Genomic DNA, 20,794 nt, shown 5'->3' with positions numbered 1-20,794 from the left:
GGACGGTTGCCCAGCGATGTAGACCTCCGGGAGAACGCGGGTGAAGTGTCGCGAGATAGTGCTCGGATGCAGTCCGGAGGCGAGAAGCTCCCGAAGATGGGTGGGAGTGGAGCCTGCGGAATGACTTGTTTGGGTGGGAGTGGAGCCAGTGCAACTTCTGCTCCACTCGGTGGCGTCGGTCGGGGGATTTCGGCGAGCGTGGTGTCGAGTGAAGCGACCAGTTCGGGTTCACATCGTGAGATAAGATGACTGTGATGTCGATCACATCATCCAAGATTTCTGACTCGATTCAGACGCCGTCGCCAAACCGTACGAGCGTCCTGTATGAGTTTTTGTTCATTCCGTTCATCAACTGGGGATTCGTCGCTACCGGCGAGTAACACGCCCGTCCGATCGGCGAGGTTTGTGGCACTCCAAAATTTGCAAACTTAGCAATGGTGCCGGGAAAGCTAGCCAAGATTGGCACTAACAACTGGTAGACGGCTGTTTTCGGTTGTGCCATTGTTTTGGAGTACACCAGAAGGGCCTGGCAACGATGTGAAGATTCGTCTCGAGGCAGGCCGAGAAGCAGAAGAGACTGGAGCTGAAGATGTCGACCACCGGCACCCCGAAGACCACCGCCGAGATCCAGCAGGATTGGGACACCAACCCCCGCTGGAAGGGCGTCACCCGTAACTTCACCGCGCAGCAGGTTTCCGACCTCCAGGGCACCGTCGTCGAAGAAGCGACACTCGCTCGCCGCGGCAGCGAAATCCTGTGGGACCTCGTGAACAACGAGGACTACATCAACTCGCTCGGTGCCCTCACCGGCAACCAGGCCGTGCAGCAGATCCGCGCCGGCCTCCAGGCGATCTACCTCTCGGGCTGGCAGGTCGCCGGCGACGCGAACCTCTCGGGCCACACCTACCCGGACCAGAGCCTCTACCCGGCCAACTCGGTGCCGTCGGTGGTTCGTCGTATCAACAACGCACTGCTGCGCGCCGACGAGATCGCCAAGATCGAGGGCGACACGTCCGTCAAGAACTGGGTTGCACCCATCGTGGCCGACGCCGAAGCCGGCTTCGGTGGCGCACTGAACGCCTACGAGCTGCAGAAGGCCATGATCGTGGCCGGCGCCGCAGGCGTGCACTGGGAAGATCAGCTCGCTTCGGAGAAGAAGTGCGGCCACCTCGGCGGCAAGGTGCTCATCCCCACCCAGCAGCACATCCGCACGCTGACCTCCGCACGTCTGGCCTCGGACGTCGCCGACGTGCCCTCGGTCATCATCGCCCGCACCGACGCCGAGGCAGCCACGCTGATCACCTCCGACGTCGACGAGCGCGACCGTGAGTTCCTCGACGGAACCCGCACCGCAGAAGGCTTCTTCGGCGTCAAGAACGGCATCGAGCCCTGCATCGCTCGCGCCAAGGCCTACGCACCGTACGCAGACCTCATCTGGATGGAGACCGGCGTGCCGGACCTCGAGGTCGCCAAGAAGTTCTCCGAGTCGGTTCGCAGCGAATTCCCGGACCAGCTCCTGGCCTACAACTGCTCGCCTTCGTTCAACTGGAAGGCGCACCTGGACGACGCCACCATCGCGAAGTTCCAGAAGGAACTCGGCGCCATGGGCTTCAAGTTCCAGTTCATCACCCTCGCAGGCTTCCACTCGCTCAACTACGGCATGTTCGACCTGGCACACGGCTACGCCCGCGAAGGCATGACCGCGTTCGTCGACCTGCAGGAGCGCGAGTTCAAGGCTGCCGAAGAGCGCGGCTTCACCGCCATCAAGCACCAGCGTGAGGTGGGCGCGGGCTACTTCGACCGCATCGCCACCACCGTCGACCCCAACACCTCGACGGCTGCACTGAAGGGCTCCACCGAAGAAGGCCAGTTCCACTGAGCTAGCCCGCCACTCCTCACCTTCAGCGCACTAGTCAGGCGGCCCCAGCGTTTCGTTGCGGGCCGCCTGACTCGTATCTGAGCACGTTTGCTGGTACCCCAGCAGAGTTACCCCCACCTCGCCTTTAGTTGTTGTTGTGCAATGCATTTCGAAGGAGTGTGCCTTGACGGTCGAGAGGGTGGGGATCGTCGGAGCCGGACAGATGGGTGCCGGAATCGCAGAGGTCTGCGCTCGCGCCCATGTCGACGTGTTGGTCTACGAACAGACTCGCGAACTGGCGACCGCCGGCCGCAGCCGCATCCTGCAATCGCTGGACCGCGGTGTCAGTAGCGGCAAGATCACCGAACGTGAGCGTGAGCAGGCAGCGTGCAAGCTGCGTTTCTCCTCCGATCTCGCCGACTTCGCCGATCGTCAGCTCGTCGTCGAGGCAGTGATCGAGGACGAGAAGATGAAGGCCGATATCTTCGCCGAGCTCGACGCCGTCGTGGTCGACCCCGGTGCCGTGCTCGCCTCGAACACCTCCTCCATCCCCATCACGACACTCGGATCTGCCACGACGGCCCCGAACCGAGTGGTGGGACTGCATTTCTTCAACCCGGTACCTGTGCTGCCACTCGTCGAGCTCGTCATCACCGATGCGACCTCCGAGGCGGTTGCCGATCGCGCCGAGAAATTCGCAGGCGACGTTCTCGGCAAGCAGGTGGTGCGCTCGGCCGACCGCTCGGGCTTTGTCGTCAATGCACTGCTCGTGCCGTATCTGCTGTCGGCCATTCGCATGGTCGAATCCGGATTCGCCACCAAGGAAGACGTCGACAAAGCAACCGTGTTAGGGCTGGCGCATCCGATGGGCCCGCTGGCGCTGGCCGATCTGATCGGCCTCGACACCGTCAAAGCCATTGCAGATTCCATGTACTCGGAGTTCGCGGAACCGTTGTTCGCCGCGCCCGCGCTGCTGCTGCGCATGGTCGATGCCGGGCAGGTGGGCAAGAAGACCGGAGCCGGGTTCTATCGCTACGAAAACGGCCGGGTCGCAAAGTAATCAACGTCTCGTAGCGCTATTGTCGTTTAGCCAGTTCCACCACGTCGATCGCAGGGAGCGCGTCAGTGAGCAAGTCCAAGAAGTCGAACGGTCTGGTCGCCAAGGGATTCGGAATCGGTTTGGCCGCCACCGGCGTCGCCCACTTCGTGGTCCCCGAGGCTTTCGAGGGAATTACCAAGCTCCCGTTCCCCAAGGACACGCGAACCTGGATCAGTCGCAACGGTGCCACCGAGTTGGCAGTCGGCGTGGCGATCGCGTACCCCAAGACCCGTAAGATCGGACTGGTCGGTCTGGTGGCGTATGTTGGGTGGTTGGGCGTCAACATCGCCAAGAACAGCTGACCTTACTGTTGCGAATGACTCGTTTAGAGCAGGAATAGCCTGGTCGAGGCGGTAGCTGTGTTGCGCTTACACAGATGCGTAGGTAGCAATGTAGTTATGACTTCAGCTACCGCTTACCAGGCCACCGCTCCGGACGCCCCGCTCGAGAAGGCGACGATCGAGCGACGCCCCGTCGGCCCTCACGACATTCTCATCGACGTCAAGTTCGCGGGCATCTGCCACTCCGACATTCACACCGCTCGAAACGAATGGGGCGGCACCACGTACCCCGTCGTTCCCGGACACGAGATCGCGGGCATCGTTGCCGAGGTCGGCTCCGAGGTGACCACCCGCAAGGTGGGCGACCGTGTGGGCGTCGGCTGCTTCGTCGACTCCTGTGGCAAGTGCGAGGCGTGCCTCGACGGCGACGAGCAGTACTGCACCAAGGGCGTCGTCCAGACGTACAACTCGACGACCTACGAGGGTGAGTTCACCAACGGCGGCTACTCCACTCAGATCGTCGTCACGGAGAAGTTCGTACTCGGGATCCCCGAGGGCGTCGAGCTCGACGTGGCCGCGCCGCTGCTGTGCGCAGGCATCACGCTGTACTCGCCGCTCAAGCACTGGGGAGCCGGCCCGGACAAGAAGGTCGCCATCATCGGTATGGGCGGCCTCGGCCACATCGGCGTCAAGATCGCTCACGCCATGGGCGCGCACGTCACCGTGCTGAGCCAGACGGACGCCAAGGAAGCCGACGGCAAGGCATACGGTGCCGACGAGTACTACGCCACCAAGGACACCACCGCCCTCAAGGATCTGCAGGGCAAGTTCGACCTGATCCTCAACACCGTTTCGGCCAACCTGCCCATGGGCAAGTACTTGGGACTGTTGGCACGCAACGGCACCCTGGTCGAGCTCGGCGTTCCCGAGAAGCCCCTCGAGGTGCCGGCGTTCAACCTGCTGGCCAACCGTCGTTCGTTCGCGGGCTCGATGGTCGGCGGCATCGCCGAGACCCAGGAAATGCTGGACTTCTGCGCCGAGCACCACATCGGTGCCGAGATCGAGGTCATCCCGGCCGAGAAGATCAACGAGGCATACGACCGCGTCGTCAAGTCCGACGTGCGCTACCGCTTCGTGATCGACGCAGCAACACTGTGATGTACAGCTGACAGACTCGAGGGGCCCGCGACACACCGTCGCGGGCCCTTAAAGTCTGTCAGCTTTCGGCAAGACGTTCCTTCTCGTGTTCTACATCGAAATCGGCTGCAGGCCAATCGAGATCGAGCTTTTCCAGCGCGTCGATCAGAATTTCTGTGACAGCCAATCTGCTGTACCACTTGCGGTCGGCAGGAATGACGAACCAGGGCGCATTGTCGACATCCGTGCGATCGAGAACCCGCTGGTATGCCGCGCGATACTGCGGCAGGAAACCCCGCTCGGTGACGTCACCCGGGTTGTACTTCCAATGTTTGTCCGGCCGATCGAGCCGTTCCTGAAGTCGCTTCTTCTGTTCCTCGGGCGAGACGAACAGAGCCACCTTCACTACTACCGTGCCGGAGTCGACCAGTTCCTTCTCGAAGGCATTGATCTCGTCGAATCGCTTCTCCCACACCTCCCGCGGCACCAGCTCGTGGACGGCGACGACGAGAACGTCCTCGTAGTGGGAACGATCGAAGACGCCGATCCGTCCGGCTCGCGGAAGTGCGTTGCGGATCCGCCACAGGTAATGGTGTTGCTTCTCTTCCTGGTTCGGAACGCCGAACGACGCCAGATCGACCCCCTGGGGATCGACCAACCCGATGACGTGTTTGACCATCCCGCCTTTGCCCGCGGTATCCATGCCCTGCAGCACCAGCAGAACCGATCTGCTGCCGCCGGTTCGGCCGTGGGCGTACAACTTCTCCTGCAGGGCGGCAAGGACTTCACCGCGCTCTTCGAGCAGCGCCTTGCCGTCGGATTTTCCGCCGTCGAAGCCCGGGGTGGCCGTGAAGTCGATGTCCTCCACTCGAGGTGAGGCACCGGCGCGCAGTACATCGACGGGAGACTGAGTCCACAGTTTCGAGTTGTCGGCCATGCGCGTCAGACTACGTCTCTACCATGGGGTTCATGGCCCCTACCATTGCAAAAGCCGAAACCGTGTCGCGTGAGCAACTGCTGGATTTCGTCCGTCCGCGTCACCACCACACGTTGATCACCCGCAAGCGCGACGACGGCCTTCAGGTCTCACCGGTCTCGGCCGGCGTGGACTCCGAGGGGCGAATCGTCATCGCCACCTACCCCGAGCGCGCGAAAGTGCTGAACATCCGCCGCAATTCGGCCGTCACGGTGCTGGTGCACAGTGACGATTGGAACGGCGACTACGTGCAGGTCGACGGCACCGCCGAAATCATCGATCTGCCCGACGCCGTCGAGCCTCTGGTCGAGTACTTCCGCAGCATCGCCGGCGAGCACTCGGACTGGGACGAGTACCGCGCGGCGATGGTGAAGCAGGGAAAGTCGTTGATACGCATCGTGATCGACACCTGGGGCCCGATCGCCGCGGGTGGATTTCCACCAGGAAGAGTGTGACAAGCCCGCCGGGAAGGGTGTGACAAGCCCGCCCGGGAGGGTGTGATTTAACCCTTCAGTGGTGCTGCGAACAGCGGCACTGCGTTCTCGAGTGCGTATCGGGTGCCGGCGACCGAGGCGGCCGAGAATGCGTTGGACAGGTTCAGGTCGCCGAGTACGACGAGGCGTCCGTCACGTGCCGACGGCAGCCCCTGGATCGACGGGTTGTCGGTGATGACCTCGGGTCCGCTGCCGATGGGGAACATGACCGTCAGGTCGGCGTCGAGTGCGGAGAGGTTCTCCTCGGACAGATCGATGCTGAACTTGCCGGGTTCGGCTCGGTCCTGGACGGCGGGGGTGTTCGTCATTCCGAGTGCTTCGAGGAAGTCGACGCGGGTGTCGCCTCGTACGTAGGCTCCGGCCTGCCCGCTGTAGAGCGTGCCGACGGCGACGGTCTTGCCTGCGAATTCCGGATTGGCGGCGACGGTTTCGGTGAATTGTGCCTCGGTGTCGTCGACGAGCTTCTTGCCCTCGTCGACTTTGCCGAGAGCCTGCGCCACGAGCTCGGTCTGTGCGTCCCACGTGGTGCCGTAGGCGATGTCGGTTCCCGGTGGGGCCGCGACGGTGGGTGCGATGTCGGACAGCTGGTCGTACACGGCCTTGTCGTTGGTGCTGCGAGTCCACAGAATCAGGTCCGGGGCCAGAGCCGCGACCGATTCCATGTCGACGTCGAAGGTGCCGACGATAGTGGGGTCGGTGTCGTAAGTTTCGTCGACCCACGGGCCGAGTCCGTTTCCGCCGACGCCGAGCCAGTCACTGGCACCGACGGGTTGAACGCCCAGAGCCAGTGCTGTTTCGGCATCGGACCAACCGAGTGCCACCACGCGCTGAGGATTTGCCGGTACTTCGACGTCGCCGAACATGTCGGTGACGACGACGCCACCGGCCTCGGAAGAATCGGCACCGTCACCGGCGTCGGAGCTGCATGCGGTCAGGGTCAAAGCGAAGGCGAGGGCTGCCGCAGGCAGAGCCAACGAACGGGAAATGCGCATAGGGCACGCTAACCTATCAAGCGGCGAAATGCTCCACGATCTTCGCGCAGAAGGCCGGCAAGTCGTCGGGATTTCGGCTCGACACCAGGTTGTTGTCCACCACGACCTCCTCGTCGACCACGGTGGCTCCGGCGTTGCGGAGGTCGGTCCGGATGCTCGGGTAGGACGTCAGTGTTCGGCCCTTCAGGACGTCCGCTTCTGCGAGTGTCCACGCGCCATGGCAGATGACGCCGATCGGTTTACGCGAATGCACGAACGCTCGGACGAACTCCACGGCGTCCGCGTCGACGCGAAGATGGTCTGGATTGGTGGTTCCACCGGGCAGGATCAGCGCATCGAAATCGTCCACCGAGACCTCACCGGCGATGCGGTCTACCGCGAAGGTGTCGGCGGCGTTCACATCACTGTTCATGGCTTGGATCTCGCCGTGATCGAGTGAGACCAATGTGACTGTGCCCCCGGCATTCTCGACGGCTTTACGTGGCTCGACCAGTTCGACCTGCTCGACGCCGTCGGCAGCGAGAATGGCGATGCGACGTCCGGACAATGTTTGTGTAGTCATACTTTTCGGATTACCGGCCCATTCGACTTTCAAACGAGAATCGGGTGCGCGGCGGTGGTACGAATGGACACATGAGCGAATCACCCATCGAATCCCCGACCGCGGATCGCGTCGAGCAAAACCAGCCGATCACCGACGAACCCGACGACATCGATGCGGGCGATCTACCCACCGAGGCGGATGCCCGGGACGTCATCGACCAACGCACCGAGGTTCCCCTCGACGACGAGTACGACGAGCGCTAGGACCGACCCGGCTCGCCGTCGACCAACGGATGCGGTTGCGACTTGAACTTGGCCGGTGAGCCGTCGGCCATCGCGACACCGTGGATTCCGCCCCACATCATCATGCACAGGTAATCGATCAGGTCGTCTGCCGACATGGATTTGTTGGAGATCCACCAGTGGGTGGCCAATTGGACCGCGCCCACGATGGCGAAGGCCCACGGCACCGATCCGCCGGAATCCATCTCGCGTTGACGGAGGCGCTCACCGAGGACGGTCGAGAGCAACTCGGCAATCATCCGCTCGGACTCGGCGACGACATCGCGGTTGTTGCCCGCGTTGTTCGCCATGACGTAGAGGTAGACCTCTGGATCGGTCGCAACGGTCTCGACGTAGGCGGTCACCACCACACGGGTGAGCTCGTACTCGTCGAGTTCGTGTGAGATGGCGGAGTAGATCCGCGGGGCAAGTGTCGTTTCGACATACCGCGACATGGTGGCGCTGGTCAGATCGTTCTTGTCGGTGAAGTACCGGTAGAGCACCGTCTTCGAGATACCGATCTCCGACGCGATCTCGTCCATTCCGATCTCGCGGCCACGCAACCGAATCGCGGCCAACGTGCCGTCGACCAGTTCCTCGCGTCGAGCGATCTTGTGCTCGCGCCACCGACGTTTGCGGCCGTCCGGCTTCTCGGCCTTGGGCTTGTCCTCGCTCGGCTCGGACTCGTCCAGCTTTGCCTCCGTCGTATTTCTCGCCACATCTCCACCCTATGCGCCTGCTCCGACACCATTGCAGGCTGCGTCCGGTTGATCCGTCACATTTCTGGGCACAATGTCGGTTGTGCAGCTCATGAACTTCGACGACGACACCAAGCGTCGCGACCTCCGCAAGATGAAAACGGTCGCGACGGGCTTCCTCGTCTTCGCATCGGTCGTCTACCTGTTCTGTCGGTGGCAGGAGTCGACCGGTGCGGGGGCCTGGGTGGGCTACGTACGCGCCGCGTCGGAGGCGGGCATGGTCGGCGCGCTCGCGGACTGGTTCGCGGTGACCGCGCTGTTCAAGCATCCGCTGGGTATTCCCATTCCGCACACGGCGCTGATCAAGAAGAAGAAGGACCAGCTGGGCGCAAGCCTGAGCTCGTTCGTCGGCAGTAACTTCCTCGCTCCCGAGGTGGTCTCGGACAAGGTCCGATCTGCGCAGGTTCCGTTGCGGTTGGGTACCTGGCTCGCCCAGCCCGAGAACGCCGAACGCGTTGCAGCCGAGGCCGCGACCGTGTTGCACGGTGTGGTCGATGTGCTCAACGACGAGGACATCACCGCGGTGATCGACAGCACCATCGTGCGTCGACTCGCCGATCCGCAGTGGGGGCCGCCCATCGGCCGGATCCTGGACGAGTTGCTCCGTGAGAACCGTCAACTGCCGCTCATCGACATGCTGGCCGAGCGGGCTCATCAGTGGGCGTTGGGTAGCCAGGAAATGATCGATCGGGTCGTGGCCCGCGACTCTCCGAATTGGTCGCCGAAATTCGTGGACACCTTGTTGGGCGAGAAGGTCTACAAGGAGCTCGTCGAGTTCACCTGGAAGATCAGGTCCAACCCCGAGCACGACGTACGGCTCGCCGCCAACAAATTTCTGATCGACTACGCCAACGATCTGCAGCACGATCCCACCACCATCGAGAAGGCCGAGAAGCTCAAGGCGCAGATCATGGGACGCGAGGAGATCACGGGCCTGGCTGCGGCCACCTGGAAGGTCGCCAAGCGTCTGATCACCGAATCGGTCGACGATCCGACGAGCACGCTGCGCACCAAGATCAAGGAGAACGCCGCCAACCTCGGGGTGCGGCTTCGCGACGACGAGGAACTGCGCGGCAAAGTGGACGGCTGGCTGCTCGGCGGAGCGACCTATATCGCTGCGAACTACGCCGACGAGATCACCACGATCATCGGCGACACCGTCGCTCGATGGGATGCCGAGGAAGCGAGCAAGAAGATCGAACTGCAGGTCGGACGGGATCTGCAGTTCATTCGAATCAATGGAACCGTCGTCGGTTCCATCGCCGGCCTGGCTATCTACACGGTCTCGGATCTGATCTTCGGGCACTAGTGCTAGCAGAGTGCTTGCAATAGTTAGCACCCACGGGTACCGTCGTTCTCGAACACCGAATCCAGGAGGCCGAGATGGCCGAGAACGAGGGAGATCTGGTCGCCAAAGCGACCGAAGCGACGCACGTCGTCGCCGAGGCAAGCGACATAGTCGCCGCAGTGGTGACAACGGCAGCCCAGGACATCGGAAGCTACATCCGGTCACAGCGAGAAGCCGCTCAGGTATCGATGCGGCAACTTGCGAGCCGTGCCGGCGTGAGCAACCCGTACCTGAGTCAGATCGAACGCGGACTGCGCAACCCGTCCGCAGAAGTACTAGCGCAGATTGCCAAGGGTCTGCGCGTGTCCTCCGAGGTGCTGTACGTCCGGGCCGGGATCTTGGAAGCGCGTCCCCACGGTCCGGTGCGCGAAGCTCTGCTCGGCGATGAGCACATCACCGAACGGCAGAAGCAAGTGCTGATCGAGATCTACGACTCGTTCTGTCGTGAGAACGAGTCGACGCAAGAGCCCGAACCCGACGAACAGGAGACACCCGATGTCTGATTCCAAGAACTTCGAAAACGTCAAGACCCCCATCTTCGCAGCCGTCGGTGCCGGCGACGCCGTAGTCCAGGCCGTTGCGGACGTCGTCGCTCAGGTGCGCTCGCGCGCCGAGAGCCGCACCAGCGAGGTCAACGCTCGCCTGGCCGACATCTCCGAAGAGGTCACCGAGGGCGTGGAGAACCTGCGCGAGCGCCTCGCCGCTCTGCCCGCAGAACTCCCCGACGAGATCGCCGAACTGCGTGAGCGTTTCACCCCCGAGGAGCTGCGCAAGGTGGCCGAGGCGTACCTCAAGGTTGCCTCCGACCTCTACACTTCCCTCGCCGAGCGCGGCGAAGAGGCCGTGGAGCGCATCCGCCGCACACCCGCGGTCGAAGAAGGCCTCGACCGCGCCAACTCCGCAGCCAACGACGTCGTCGACCTCACCGAGCAGGCCCTCGGAACCGTCGCTTCGCAGACTCGCGCCGTCGGCGAGCGCGCCGCAGCTCTCGCCGGCATCGCGTCGGACAAGGTTCGTGAGGGTGCCGAGGAGATCTCGGACGCAGCCGACGAGCTCGCCGAGAACATCGACGAGGCAGGCGACGAGGCCAAGGACAAGGCCGTCGAGGCTTCCGACAAGGTGAGCGGCGTGGCCGGCAAGGTCGAGTCCAAGACCCGTAGCAGCGCCAACTCGCCGATCAAGAAGACCCCGGCACCGGCGAAGAAGACCGCTCCGGCACCGGCTGCGAAGAAGACCGCACCGGCACCGGCCAAGAAGGCTCCGGCGAAGAAGACCACTCGCTAAAGCATTCGTAAAGAAAACGACCCCTGCGCCGCGCGGTGCGGGGGTCGTTTCTCGTACACTGGCGGGCGTGATTGCGAGCAGCTTCTCCCAGACGATCTTCTTGATCCTGCAAGTCATTTCGGTTGCCGGAGCGGCCTACGCAATTTTTCACGCGCTGCGCCAACGGCCGGACGCGTTTCCCGCGGCCGGCAAACTGACCAAGAATGCCTGGTTGGGCATCCTGGCGGTGGGACTGCTGCTGACGCTGATCGGACCGAACGTCATCATGTTCTGGATCATCGGCATCGTCGGAATTGCGGTGTACCTCGTCGACGTCCGACCCAAGATCGACAGCATTCAGCGCGGACCCCGCTGGTAGGCAGGCGCAGCGACGCTCACGAAAATCGTGGGCGTACCGTCTACCGCACCCGCCAGGGGGTCGAGGTAGAGGGGATTTTCTGTGGTTTCACGCAAGGTAGTCGAACGTGTGCTGTTCGGAATCGGCAGCGCGGCCGCGGCGGCATCGGTCGGTGCCTTCGTCGTTCGGCGTCGTCGCCTGCATTCGTTCACCAAGACGACGGACGTCCGGCCCGACGAGCTTCTGCAGCGCCCCGCGATCGAGCCTGTCGTCACCGAGGTGGTCACCGACGACGGAGCTCACCTGCACGTCCGTAGCTACGGAGATGCAGATGCCGAACCGATCGTCTTCAGCCACGGGTGGACCTGCTCGGCCGACTATTGGTTCCCGCAGATCAACGCCCTCGCCGACCGCTATCGCGTCATCACCTACGACCAGCGCGGCCACGGCCGCAGCGACGTCGGAACGCGGCCACTGAGCCCCGACGTGCTGGCCGACGACCTCGCTGCAGTGCTCGCCTCGACTGTCGTCGAGGACAACAAGGCCGTCCTGGTGGGGCACAGCATGGGCGGTATGTCCATCATGGCGTGGGCCGGAAGCTACCCCGAACAGGTCGATCGACTCGTCAGTGCCGTGCTCCTGGCCAGCACCGCGACCGACTCTCTCGTCCGCGAGACCACCGTCATCCCGCTGCCGCAGCGCTTCCCGCGCGTTCCGGCCCCGGTCGGTCGAGCCGTACTGAGCTCGGCGCTACCGCTGCGGCCGTCACCGGTGACGCGTCAAGCCATCAAGTACATCTCGATGGCTCCCGGCGCCACTCCAGCCGAGGTGGCCTTCTGCGAGAAGATCGTGCTCGAATGCGCCCCGCGCACCCGCGGCATCTGGGGCGCGGCCATCAGCGATCTCGACATCCGCGAGGCGCTGGCGAACATGTCCGTTCCCACCAGCGTCCTCGTCGGATCTGCCGACCGACTGACCCCGCCGGTGCACGCCCGCAAACTCGCCCGCGCCCTGGACGATCACGATCATCTGAGCCGATTGATCGTGATCCCCGGCATCGGTCACATGAGCTCGGTGGAAGCAATCGACGAATTCAACACAGAAGTGGTCCGTCTGCGAAATCTCTGAATCAGCTGAACACCACGGTCTTGCGGCCGTGGACCAGCACTCGATCTTCCAGGTGCCAGCGCAGGCCACGGGAGAGCACCAGCTTCTCGATGTCGCGGCCCTGGCGCACCATGTCGGTGATCTCGTCGGAATGGTCGACACGGATGACGTCCTGCTCGATGATCGGACCGGCGTCGAGCTCGGCAGTGACGTAGTGACAGGTTGCGCCGATCAGTTTGACGCCCCGCGCGAAGGCCTGGTGGTACGGGCGGGCACCGACGAACGACGGCAGGAAGCTGTGGTGAATGTTGATCGCCCGGCCCGCCCAGTGAGTGCACAGCGATTCCGGCAGAACCTGCATGAAGCGCGCCAGGACGACGGCGTGGGGGTCGTAGGAATCGACCAGCGAACGCACCTTCTCGAAGGCAGGCCCCCGCTCGGCCGGATCCTTCGCGAATTCGACGTGATGGAACGGTGTGCCGTGCGCGGCAGCGATCGGCTCGAGGGACGCGTGGTTACCGATCACCGCAGAAATCTGTGCGGGCAGTTCGCCGCCCGCGGCCCGTCCCAGCAGATCGTGCAGGCAGTGCGCTTCCTTGCTGACGAGCAGTACCACGCGCTTGGGTTCGCCCGAATCATGCAGTGCCCATTCGGTTTCCGGACCGAGCTCGGCCGCCACCTCGGCGAACCGGGCACGTAGGTCCTCGACGCTCATGCTGACCGACGACGCCCGAACGGCCTGCCGGGTGAAGAACCAACCGGTGTCGGGATCGGCGTGGTACGCAGCCTCGACGATCCATCCGCCGACCTCGGCGAGAAACGTGGAGATACGGGCGACGATGCCCGTCTTGTCGGGGCAACCGAGAGACAGAACGTAGCGGCGGTCCTCGGACACGGAAGAACTCATGGCAACGATTCTCTCAGGGCGTGCGGACCCCGGTTGCCACCAGTGTCCCGAGATCGATCGAATCGATCCCGCGTTCGGTCAGCAGAGCCGAGAACTCGGCTCGAATCTGCGCGCGAGTGGCGTCGTCGAACGGAGAGAGTGCACCGCGCAGGGCGCTGCCCAGTACGAAATCCCAGACGAACGACTGCGTCGCCGGAACATGATTGGAGAGCTCGACGACCCGGACGTCAAACGTACCGGCGTCGGTGAGCCAGGGGCCGAGCAGATCCGCTGTCTCCATTCTGCGGATCGGGTGATCGGCGGCACCGGCCGTCGGATCGGGCGCTGGGCCCGCGCTCGCCGGCCAATGACCGGCGATCACGTCGAAGAATGCGCCCGAGAAATCCCGGACCGACCCCTCGCGCCACACCGTCACTCCGACGCGCCCGCCCGGTCGCACCAACGAGACGAGTCGCGCGAAATCCTGCTCCGGGCGGGGAAGGAAGAAGATGCCGTACGAGCATGCCAGAGCGTCGTACCCGGCATCGGGAACGGTCGACGGCGGTTCCCACTCGGTGGCGTCGGCGACGACGAAGTCGATATTGCGCAGAGCCCGATCGGTGGCCTTCGTGCGGCCCACCTCCAACAGGTCGTCGGCGAGGTCGATGGCATGCACGATGCCGTCGGGTCCGACGGCGGCTGCCGCAGGAATCGCAGATGCCCCGGTGCCCGAACACACATCCAGGACGGCGTCGCCGGTTGCCAACCCGAGGGCGAAGGCGAGCGACTGCCCGGCCGGTCCCCAGACCTGCGGCGTCACCGCGTCGAACTCCCTGCTGGTGGCATTGAAGGTGGCGGCGAGCGAAGCTGCGGTCATGACCGAAAATCGTAGACCGACAGGGCTGCGAACGGCAGAGCTGTGAAAAGCTGGGCCGCATGACACTCACCCGCGCTGCCCTCGCCGGCATGGTCGACCACACTCTGCTCAAGCCCGAGGCCACCGCCGCCGACGTGGAAGCCCTCATCGCAGAAGGGCGCGAGCTGGGAGTGCTCGCAGTGTGCGTCTCGCCGTCGATGTTGCCGATCCGCGCCGAGGGAATGCTGACCGCCGTCGTCGCCGGATTCCCGTCGGGCAAGCATCATTCGTTGATCAAGGGATCCGAGGCGCGCCTCGCGGTGCAGCAGGGTGCCGACGAGATCGACATGGTGATCGACGTCGGAGCGGCCATCGCCGGTGACTACAACGCAGTGCTGGCTGACATCGTGACCGTCCGCGAAGGAATCGGCAACGCGGTACTCAAGGTGATCATCGAGTCCGCAGCGCTGTCCGACGAAGCGATCGTCGAAGTGTGCCGCGCCGCAGAAACCGCGGGCGCGAACTTCGTCAAAACGTCCACCGGGTTCCATCCCGCCGGCGGTGCGAGCGTCGAGGCGGTGCGATTGATGGCAGAGACCGTCGGCGGACGACTGGGCGTCAAGGCCAGCGGTGGCATCCGCACCACGGAGGCCGCCCTGGCGATGATCGACGCGGGTGCAACACGATTGGGGCTGTCGGGTACCCGCGCGGTGCTCGACGGATTGAGCTAGAGCGCCACATGGGCTAGGCGACCAGCGAGCAACCCTCGGGGGTCTGCTGATTCTGGTTCTGCTGGGTCGCGGGAATCGTGTACTGCCCGCCTTCGAGGGTGAGCTCGATGCCGGAGTCGGTGACGGTCAACGACGTCGGAGCCATGTCCAACGGGTAGGCCTGCAGGCTGTCGGTCAGCACTCCGACTACGGAATCGACCAGATCGGTGGGGATGCCCAGACCCAGGATCGACGCGTCGACGGTTTGGACATCGACCTTGCCACCGGTGACCTGTGGCTTCACGGTCAGTTTCGCGAGCGCGCCCACGGCGAACTCCAAGGTGCCTGCCGATGCGTCCGAGGTGACGCCCGAGACGATCGCACCGATGCCTTGGCTCTGCAGAGTGCGAGTGATGCCGTCGGTGGACCACGCGATGTCGGCACTCGAGCTGCCGATGGTGCCGCCGGAATCCGTGGTCTGGGTGAGGTTCAGATCCCGCGCCTCGGCGTGCACGACCATGCCCTCGGCCGGCCCGAATCGCGCGTCGTCGCTGTCGACGGTGACGGACGAGACCTTCTTGTCCACCAAGGAGAGCAGTACCGGCTTGAGGCCCAGACCGACCTCGACCTGGCTACCGAGCTCGGATTCGAGCTGCCCGGCAAGGCACGACTTGATCTGTTGACGCACGAAGAGCTCGCCACCGATGACGGCTACGAGAAGAACAACGACGACGGAGACGGCAATCAAGGGCACGCTGCTGCGCTTGGTTGAGGATGACATTCCCGGCAGTCTTCCCGATGATTCTGAGCAAGCTCTGTGAAACTCGCCGAACAGATGTATCCGATACCAAAGTTTGTGATCTGTAACACATTTTGACGTACGCTTGCGCCATGGGTACGACAGGACCGAGTGTGCAGGAACTGCACTCGCTCGCCACTCGTCAGGACGGCTATTTCACCGCCGAGCAAGCCGGGGAGCTCGGCTTCGATTCGGCAATGGTGCGAGTCAACCTGGCCACCAACACGTGGACCCGCGTCGAGCGCAATCTGTTCCGACTGGGCCAATGGCCGCACAGCGAGCTCGAGGTGTTCGCGATGTGGTGCGCCTGGTTCGGCGGCGAGGCAGTGATCTCTCACCAGAGCGCCGCCGAGTTGCACGGATTCGGGCATCTGCACCCGCAATTCGTGCACCTGTGTGCCTTCGGTGACCTACGCCTGAGCGACACCCGACTTGCCGTTCACCGGCTACGGCTCGAGCCCCGCGACGTCGAATCGGCCGGCACGTTCAACATCACCACGCCGGTGCGCACCGTGCTCGACCTCGCCGCCGGCGGAATCTCGCAACTGACCCTCGACGAAGTGGTGTGCGACGCAGTAGCGATCGGCCGTGTCGACGCGCAGGCGTTGTACTCCGAGGCCGGAAGCAGCACCGATCGAGTGGCCGAGCGCGTCGAACTGGCGCTGTCTGCCTGTTCGTGAGCGTTAGCCCGCGTGCACTGTCCGGGTACGAGTGACGGTAAATCCTGCGCGCTCGAAGGCGGCTTTCATGGGCAGGTTCGTCGAGTCGGTGGTACCCACGATCCTCTGTTCACCGGCCTCGTGATGGACCAGGACCATCTGTGCGAGTAGATCGTGGACGTAGCCGTGGCCTCGGTGTTCGGGAACCACACCGAGATAGCTGATGGCCGCGTCGTAGGCATTTCTCGTCGGCACGATGAACCCCACCGTGCCGCCGAGGCGCGTCGCAATCTGCCAGGCATCCCGTTGCCCCGGGAGGGAACTGTAAAAAGCGAGGTCGTCCGCAGCGAGTGCTGCGACTCCGTGTTCGGCGACCATGGCTTGGGTGTGGGAGTCGAGGCTGCCGGCTGCGACGGCCTCGAACACCTCGAGGAACTGTGCATCGGTGCCCGCTGAGAATTGCAGACGAGTGGACGCCTCGGGCATCGGATCGTGAGCGGTTCGAGCGAAAGAGACACGTTCGGTCGTGCGAGTGAAACCGCCCCGATGCGCGGCCGATTCACGCCACGCCAATGCGCGCGATAGGGAGTCGTCCATCGAGTTTCCCACCGGCACATCGACATTGAACTCGAGTGCTGCGCTGTGATCGAAGGCCGCACGAGCGGCACCGATCAAGGCGGCACCGACATCGTCCGGGCGCTTCTCGGCGGGCACGACCGACAAACAGTCGAGGGTGACGGGGCTGGTTGCGTCCGGACGGCCCCACCACACAGCACGCCCGACCGGACGCCCCGCGCGTTCGGCCAACCAAGTCCACTCGTAGCGGTAATTTCCTGACGCCATTTCCTCACGAAACCGAGTTCGATCGACCCAGGCAACGGGATCTGCAGTCGACCACCGTTCGAGCGTCGGCAGGTCCGCGGGCACGCACGGTCGAATCGTGAGAGGCCCAGCAATCCACGATCGCGTCATTCGGCGGCACGTTCGAGAGCCTCGAGTTGACGCTGTAACTCGGCTCGGTCGATCTCGGTCTCCACCAGTGGTAGTAGTGGTGCGCCCGGATTCGGATCGTCGAGATAACGCGGCACGACGTAGGTGTGGATGTGGGGAACACTGTTGCCGAAGGTGAGGTAGTTGATCTGGCACGGCTCGAACACCGTGTTGAGCAGCCGTGCAGCCCTGCGGAGGTCGTTCATGTACCCCGCTGCTTCTTCGTCGCTGAGATCTATCAGGTCGGATGCATGCCGACCTCGCCAGATGACCATCGATTGCCCCGGAAGGTGGGCACGTTTCCGAAGGTAGGCATCGGCGAATTCACCGGAATAGAAGCGAACTCCGCCCGCAGTCTCGACCGGGCGGCCCTGCGCACATATGTGGCACCCGACGCCTGCTTTGCGGTCGAACCAGTCCGCCGGCCACGTGTGCGTCATGATCCTTTGGTACCGCAGACTTCGGCATCGAGCAATCGTTCACCTCGGTGCAACTGCCGACCAGGGCACCGTGAGCACGTTGTCTCGCATGCGGCGGCGGGGGAGTGTAACCGGAAGACCCTGCTCAGCAAGGGTTTTCAGTGCCGCACGCCAGCGCAGTCGGGGGCCGTATGGGGCCAGTGGTGCCGAAACCGACCACGCCCGATCGGCGCGCCGCAGTAGGTCGTGCACAAGCTCGCCCTCGATGTTGCGGTGTATCAACACTTTCGGAAGTCGCTCGGCGATGTCCGAGGGCGTCTCGACATCGAACGGATCCCAGGCAAGAGTGAGCGACCGCGGCCCGTCGGCGTCGAGCAACACCCAGGCGCAGCGTCGGCCGAGTTCGTCGCAGGTCCCGTCCACCAGCAGGCCGCCGGGTGCCAGGCCGGACAGGATCCGTTGCCAGGCACCGGGTACCGCATCCTCGGGGTACTGACGCAACACGTTGAAGGCGCGCACCAGATTCGGTCGCAGTCCAGCCAACTCGAAGCCGCCGCGGGCGAATTCGACGCCGTCGCTGCCCTGGACCACGCGTGCGGGATCGATCTCGAGTCCGGTGACGCGGAGGTCCGGTCGAATCGTGCGCAGGCGTCCGGCGAGCTCCAGAGTGGTGTTCGGCATCGCCCCGTAGCCGAGGTCGACGACGAGGGGATCCGGTGACTCGAGCAGGACCTGTCGAACATCGGGATCGTGCATCAGCCACCGGTCACTGCGACGCAACCGGTTGATGCCGGTGGTGCCGCGGGTGATGACGCCTTCAGGCTTGTTCAGCGCCTTGTTCAGAGCTAAGCGTTCTTTTCGAGCCAGTCGGCGGTCACTTCGCCCTCACCGCGCCACAGGTCGATGAGGTTGACGAGCATGAGCTGTTCGAGCTTGCCGCCGATGAAGGGCAGGAACACCTTCGCCTCGGAGGAGGTGCGCAAGGTCGATCCGCCGTTGGTGGGGAACAGCGACGTGGTGCCCTTGAGTGAGCCGGGTCCGGCCGGAATCGACGCGTCGTAGTGGCCCGCGGTGGTTTCGCCGTACGCGTCGAAATGCACGTTGCGGGTGATGACCATGTCTTTCTTCATCACCGTCTGTGCGATGTCGGGCAACTCGGTACGGGGAATGACGTGATGCATCACGATGTCGATTCCGGCGTCGGACACCTCGAAGCTCTTCAGTTCATTCTCCGAGTACTTCCGCATCTCCTCGATGCGGGCGTCCCAGTGATCGCGACTGGACAACGCCGCATAGACCTGCTGCGTCGAGTGGGTGAACCGGGCGGAGTAGTTCATGCGGCGAGCCATAGTGCGCCAGGCTACCCAGGAGCGGAGCCTGCGGAGCGACCAGGCTCAGCTGTTCGCCTGTGCGGCGATCCAGTTGCCGGTGAAGTCCTGCTCGTTGTCGATGAGGGTGAGGACCTGCTCGCTGATCATCGATTCGATCTTTCCACCGAAGATGGGGACCTTGACCTCGGTGGTGCCGGCGAGTGCGACGGTCGTGACGTCGCCTGTGGCGTCGAGCGTGGTGGTGCCGGTGATGCGCGCGGGTGCCCCTTCGACGGTGGCTCCGAAGGTGCCGGCGGCGTGCTTGCCGTCGAACGGTCCCCAGCTTTCGGTGCGTTCGATGATGAGGTCGCCCTTCTTGAAGGCGGTCACCGCGGACGGCAGCTCTTCTTCCGGAACGGACTGGGTCAGCACGACGTCGATGGTGCCGTCGCCGACGGTGATGCTCTTCACGCTGGCGCCGGGACCGCCGATCTGTTCTATGCGGTCCTTCCAGTACTGCTCGGACGTCAGCGCTGCGTGGACCTTGTCGGCGGAGGCGGGCACAGTCGAGCTGTGCTCAATGGGGCGAGGCATCCACGCAGGTTACCGGGTGACTCTTCACGCTCGTGCGCGACCGGTAGCGTGGGATTCCGTGCCTACTGCAATTTCCGATCTCACCACCATTCGGGTGGGTGGCCCGGCCCGTGAATTCGGTGTCGCGACCAACGGCGACGAGTTGGTCTCTGCCGTGCGCGACGCGGACCGGTCCGGAACCGATGTGCTGGTCGTGGGCGGGGGATCGAACCTGGTCGTGGGCGACGAGGGCTTCGACGGCCGGGTGATTCAGGTGACCGGTTCTCGGCTGGACATCGACGGCGAGATGGTCACCGTGGACGCGGGTGTCGAGTGGGACGCCGTAGTGCAGGCGACGATCGATGCAGGTCTGTCCGGGATGGAAGCGCTCTCGGGGATTCCGGGCACCACCGGGGCGACGCCGATTCAGAACGTCGGGGCCTACGGTGCGTCGACGTCGGAGTTGCTGCACAGTCTCACCGTCTACGACCGGGAGACCCAGGAGACGGCGGTGTGGACGCCGGAGCAGTGCGGTTTCGGTACACACCGGTCGTCGGTGTTCAAACGATCCTCGCGGTACGTGATTCTGGACGTCACGTTCGCGCTGAAGAAGACGACGCAGTCGCTGCCCGTGCGCTATGCCGCGTTGTCGGAGCGACTGGACGTGCAGATCGGCGATGTCGTTCCGGTGCCGGATGTGCGCGCGGCAGTGCTGGCTCTGCGCGGTGAGCGCGGGATGGTGCTCGACGCAGCCGATCACGACACCTGGAGTGTGGGGTCCTTCTTCCTCAATCCGGTGTTGTCGAACGTGCCGGAGCAGGCCACCCATGCACCGAGCTTCCCCGACCCCGCCGGAACGAAGATCCCGGCCGCCTGGCTCATTCAGAACTCGGGATTTCCGCGCGGCTACGGCACCGAGTTCGGCCGCGGCACTGCGTCGCTGTCCACCAAGCATGTACTGGCCGTCACCAACCGGGGCGGGGCGACGGCGTCGGACATCCTGGCGCTCGCTGCGCACGTCCGCGACGGTGTTCAGGAGAAGTTCGGAGTCACGCTGACGCCCGAGTGTGACCTCGTCAACTGCGCGCTGGGTTAG

26 protein-coding genes are annotated in these 20,794 nt (G+C 64.0%); 14 read left to right on the top strand and 12 right to left on the bottom strand.

The genetic code is table 11. The annotated features are described in order from the left end of the window. The first annotated feature begins 589 nt into the window (after positions 1-589). The 4 genes from aceA (at position 590) to ACFI9K_RS18250 (ending at position 4,396) form a co-directional block, all read left to right on the top strand. On the top strand, positions 590-1,879 hold the full coding sequence (gene aceA, locus ACFI9K_RS18265) for an isocitrate lyase (protein WP_027498404.1): 1,290 nt from the start codon (positions 590-592) through the stop codon (positions 1,877-1,879). Positions 1,880-2,042: 163 nt separating this feature from the next. After that, positions 2,043-2,918 (top strand): 3-hydroxybutyryl-CoA dehydrogenase, encoded by an 876-nt coding sequence (locus ACFI9K_RS18260; protein ID WP_462664812.1) that lies wholly within the window; start codon positions 2,043-2,045, stop codon positions 2,916-2,918. Positions 2,919-2,983: 65 nt separating this feature from the next. After that, positions 2,984-3,259: a hypothetical protein gene (locus tag ACFI9K_RS18255; protein ID WP_462664811.1), complete on the top strand. Its 276-nt coding sequence runs from the start codon at positions 2,984-2,986 to the stop codon at positions 3,257-3,259. Positions 3,260-3,355: 96 nt separating this feature from the next. After that, entirely contained in the window at positions 3,356-4,396 is a 1,041-nt protein-coding gene (locus tag ACFI9K_RS18250; RefSeq protein ID WP_462664810.1) for an NAD(P)-dependent alcohol dehydrogenase, read from the top strand. 58 nt (positions 4,397-4,454) lie between these two features. On the opposite strand, the gene ACFI9K_RS18245 is transcribed toward ACFI9K_RS18250, so the two are convergent. Then, positions 4,455-5,312 carry a polyphosphate kinase 2 family protein gene (locus ACFI9K_RS18245; protein ID WP_462664809.1) on the bottom strand — a complete coding sequence of 286 codons (858 nt, stop codon included), beginning with the start codon at positions 5,310-5,312 and terminating at the stop codon, positions 4,455-4,457. A 32-nt stretch (positions 5,313-5,344) separates the two neighbouring features. Here ACFI9K_RS18245 and ACFI9K_RS18240 point away from each other — a divergent pair, with 32 nt between their 5' ends. Next, entirely contained in the window at positions 5,345-5,806 is a 462-nt protein-coding gene (locus ACFI9K_RS18240; protein WP_462664808.1) for a PPOX class F420-dependent oxidoreductase, read from the top strand. A 47-nt stretch (positions 5,807-5,853) separates the two neighbouring features. Here ACFI9K_RS18240 and ACFI9K_RS18235 read toward each other — a convergent pair whose 3' ends face one another. Both ACFI9K_RS18235 and ACFI9K_RS18230 read right to left on the bottom strand, forming a co-directional pair. Next, the gene (locus ACFI9K_RS18235; RefSeq protein WP_462664807.1) at positions 5,854-6,837 is read right to left on the bottom strand and encodes an iron-siderophore ABC transporter substrate-binding protein; all 984 of its coding nucleotides are present in this window, start codon (positions 6,835-6,837) and stop codon (positions 5,854-5,856) included. 16 nt (positions 6,838-6,853) lie between these two features. Further along, positions 6,854-7,399, bottom strand: coding sequence for a type 1 glutamine amidotransferase domain-containing protein (locus tag ACFI9K_RS18230; RefSeq protein ID WP_462664806.1), 546 nt, complete (start codon positions 7,397-7,399; stop codon positions 6,854-6,856). Positions 7,400-7,470: 71 nt separating this feature from the next. Here ACFI9K_RS18230 and ACFI9K_RS18225 point away from each other — a divergent pair, with 71 nt between their 5' ends. Then, complete coding sequence (locus ACFI9K_RS18225; RefSeq protein WP_462664805.1) at positions 7,471-7,644, top strand: hypothetical protein; 174 nt, start codon at positions 7,471-7,473, stop codon at positions 7,642-7,644. Here the strand turns inward: ACFI9K_RS18225 and ACFI9K_RS18220 are convergent. Next, on the bottom strand, positions 7,641-8,381 hold the full coding sequence (locus ACFI9K_RS18220) for a TetR/AcrR family transcriptional regulator (RefSeq protein ID WP_462664804.1): 741 nt from the start codon (positions 8,379-8,381) through the stop codon (positions 7,641-7,643). The genes ACFI9K_RS18225 and ACFI9K_RS18220 overlap by 4 nt on opposite strands. A gap of 73 nt (positions 8,382-8,454) precedes the next feature. On the opposite strand from ACFI9K_RS18220, the gene ACFI9K_RS18215 reads away from it, so the two are divergent. From ACFI9K_RS18215 to ACFI9K_RS18195, 5 genes are all read left to right on the top strand, one after another. Continuing rightward, positions 8,455-9,729, top strand: a complete 1,275-nt coding sequence (locus tag ACFI9K_RS18215) for a DUF445 domain-containing protein (RefSeq protein ID WP_462664803.1) — start codon at positions 8,455-8,457, stop codon at positions 9,727-9,729. 74 nt (positions 9,730-9,803) lie between these two features. After that, the gene (locus ACFI9K_RS18210; RefSeq protein WP_462664802.1) at positions 9,804-10,271 is read left to right on the top strand and encodes a helix-turn-helix domain-containing protein; all 468 of its coding nucleotides are present in this window, start codon (positions 9,804-9,806) and stop codon (positions 10,269-10,271) included. Continuing rightward, positions 10,264-11,052 carry a heparin-binding hemagglutinin gene (locus ACFI9K_RS18205; RefSeq protein ID WP_462664801.1) on the top strand — a complete coding sequence of 263 codons (789 nt, stop codon included), beginning with the start codon at positions 10,264-10,266 and terminating at the stop codon, positions 11,050-11,052. The genes ACFI9K_RS18210 and ACFI9K_RS18205 overlap by 8 nt, the downstream gene beginning before the upstream one ends. A 67-nt stretch (positions 11,053-11,119) precedes the next feature. Further along, positions 11,120-11,410, top strand: coding sequence for a DUF2516 family protein (locus ACFI9K_RS18200; RefSeq protein ID WP_462664800.1), 291 nt, complete (start codon positions 11,120-11,122; stop codon positions 11,408-11,410). 81 nt (positions 11,411-11,491) lie between these two features. After that, positions 11,492-12,517 (top strand): alpha/beta fold hydrolase, encoded by a 1,026-nt coding sequence (locus tag ACFI9K_RS18195; protein WP_462664799.1) that lies wholly within the window; start codon positions 11,492-11,494, stop codon positions 12,515-12,517. 1 nt (position 12,518) lies between these two features. On the opposite strand, the gene purU is transcribed toward ACFI9K_RS18195, so the two are convergent. After that, the gene (purU, locus tag ACFI9K_RS18190; RefSeq protein WP_462664798.1) at positions 12,519-13,403 is read right to left on the bottom strand and encodes a formyltetrahydrofolate deformylase; all 885 of its coding nucleotides are present in this window, start codon (positions 13,401-13,403) and stop codon (positions 12,519-12,521) included. 13 nt (positions 13,404-13,416) lie between these two features. Continuing rightward, entirely contained in the window at positions 13,417-14,259 is an 843-nt protein-coding gene (locus ACFI9K_RS18185) for a class I SAM-dependent methyltransferase (RefSeq protein ID WP_462664797.1), read from the bottom strand. Positions 14,260-14,318: 59 nt separating this feature from the next. On the opposite strand from ACFI9K_RS18185, the gene deoC reads away from it, so the two are divergent. Continuing rightward, the gene (gene deoC / locus ACFI9K_RS18180) at positions 14,319-14,969 is read left to right on the top strand and encodes a deoxyribose-phosphate aldolase (protein ID WP_462664796.1); all 651 of its coding nucleotides are present in this window, start codon (positions 14,319-14,321) and stop codon (positions 14,967-14,969) included. Between the two features lie 13 nt (positions 14,970-14,982). Here the strand turns inward: deoC and ACFI9K_RS18175 are convergent, their stop codons facing one another. After that, positions 14,983-15,729 carry an LmeA family phospholipid-binding protein gene (locus ACFI9K_RS18175; RefSeq protein ID WP_462664795.1) on the bottom strand — a complete coding sequence of 249 codons (747 nt, stop codon included), beginning with the start codon at positions 15,727-15,729 and terminating at the stop codon, positions 14,983-14,985. A gap of 110 nt (positions 15,730-15,839) precedes the next feature. Here ACFI9K_RS18175 and ACFI9K_RS18170 point away from each other — a divergent pair, with 110 nt between their 5' ends. Continuing rightward, entirely contained in the window at positions 15,840-16,427 is a 588-nt protein-coding gene (locus ACFI9K_RS18170; RefSeq protein ID WP_222093898.1) for a hypothetical protein, read from the top strand. A gap of 3 nt (positions 16,428-16,430) precedes the next feature. On the opposite strand, the gene ACFI9K_RS18165 is transcribed toward ACFI9K_RS18170, so the two are convergent. The 5 genes from ACFI9K_RS18165 to ACFI9K_RS18145 all read right to left on the bottom strand — a co-directional run bounded on the left by ACFI9K_RS18165 (position 16,431) and on the right by ACFI9K_RS18145 (position 19,719). Next, positions 16,431-17,249, bottom strand: a complete 819-nt coding sequence (locus tag ACFI9K_RS18165; protein WP_462664794.1) for a GNAT family N-acetyltransferase — start codon at positions 17,247-17,249, stop codon at positions 16,431-16,433. A 125-nt stretch (positions 17,250-17,374) separates the two neighbouring features. Further along, positions 17,375-17,836, bottom strand: coding sequence for an HIT family protein (locus ACFI9K_RS18160; protein ID WP_462664793.1), 462 nt, complete (start codon positions 17,834-17,836; stop codon positions 17,375-17,377). 39 nt (positions 17,837-17,875) lie between these two features. Then, positions 17,876-18,571 carry a class I SAM-dependent methyltransferase gene (locus ACFI9K_RS18155; RefSeq protein ID WP_462664792.1) on the bottom strand — a complete coding sequence of 232 codons (696 nt, stop codon included), beginning with the start codon at positions 18,569-18,571 and terminating at the stop codon, positions 17,876-17,878. Positions 18,572-18,660: 89 nt separating this feature from the next. Next, on the bottom strand, positions 18,661-19,164 hold the full coding sequence (locus tag ACFI9K_RS18150) for a DUF2505 domain-containing protein (protein WP_057475124.1): 504 nt from the start codon (positions 19,162-19,164) through the stop codon (positions 18,661-18,663). Positions 19,165-19,209: 45 nt separating this feature from the next. Then, positions 19,210-19,719 carry a DUF2505 domain-containing protein gene (locus ACFI9K_RS18145; RefSeq protein ID WP_462664791.1) on the bottom strand — a complete coding sequence of 170 codons (510 nt, stop codon included), beginning with the start codon at positions 19,717-19,719 and terminating at the stop codon, positions 19,210-19,212. Between the two features lie 58 nt (positions 19,720-19,777). Between ACFI9K_RS18145 and ACFI9K_RS18140 the strand changes: the two genes are divergently transcribed. After that, a complete protein-coding gene (locus tag ACFI9K_RS18140) occupies positions 19,778-20,794 on the top strand; it encodes a UDP-N-acetylmuramate dehydrogenase (protein ID WP_462664790.1) in 1,017 nt (338 codons plus the stop codon).

Source organism: Rhodococcus sp. PSi06, assembly GCF_054960675.1.
This window is presented reverse-complemented; position numbering and strand designations above follow the sequence as displayed.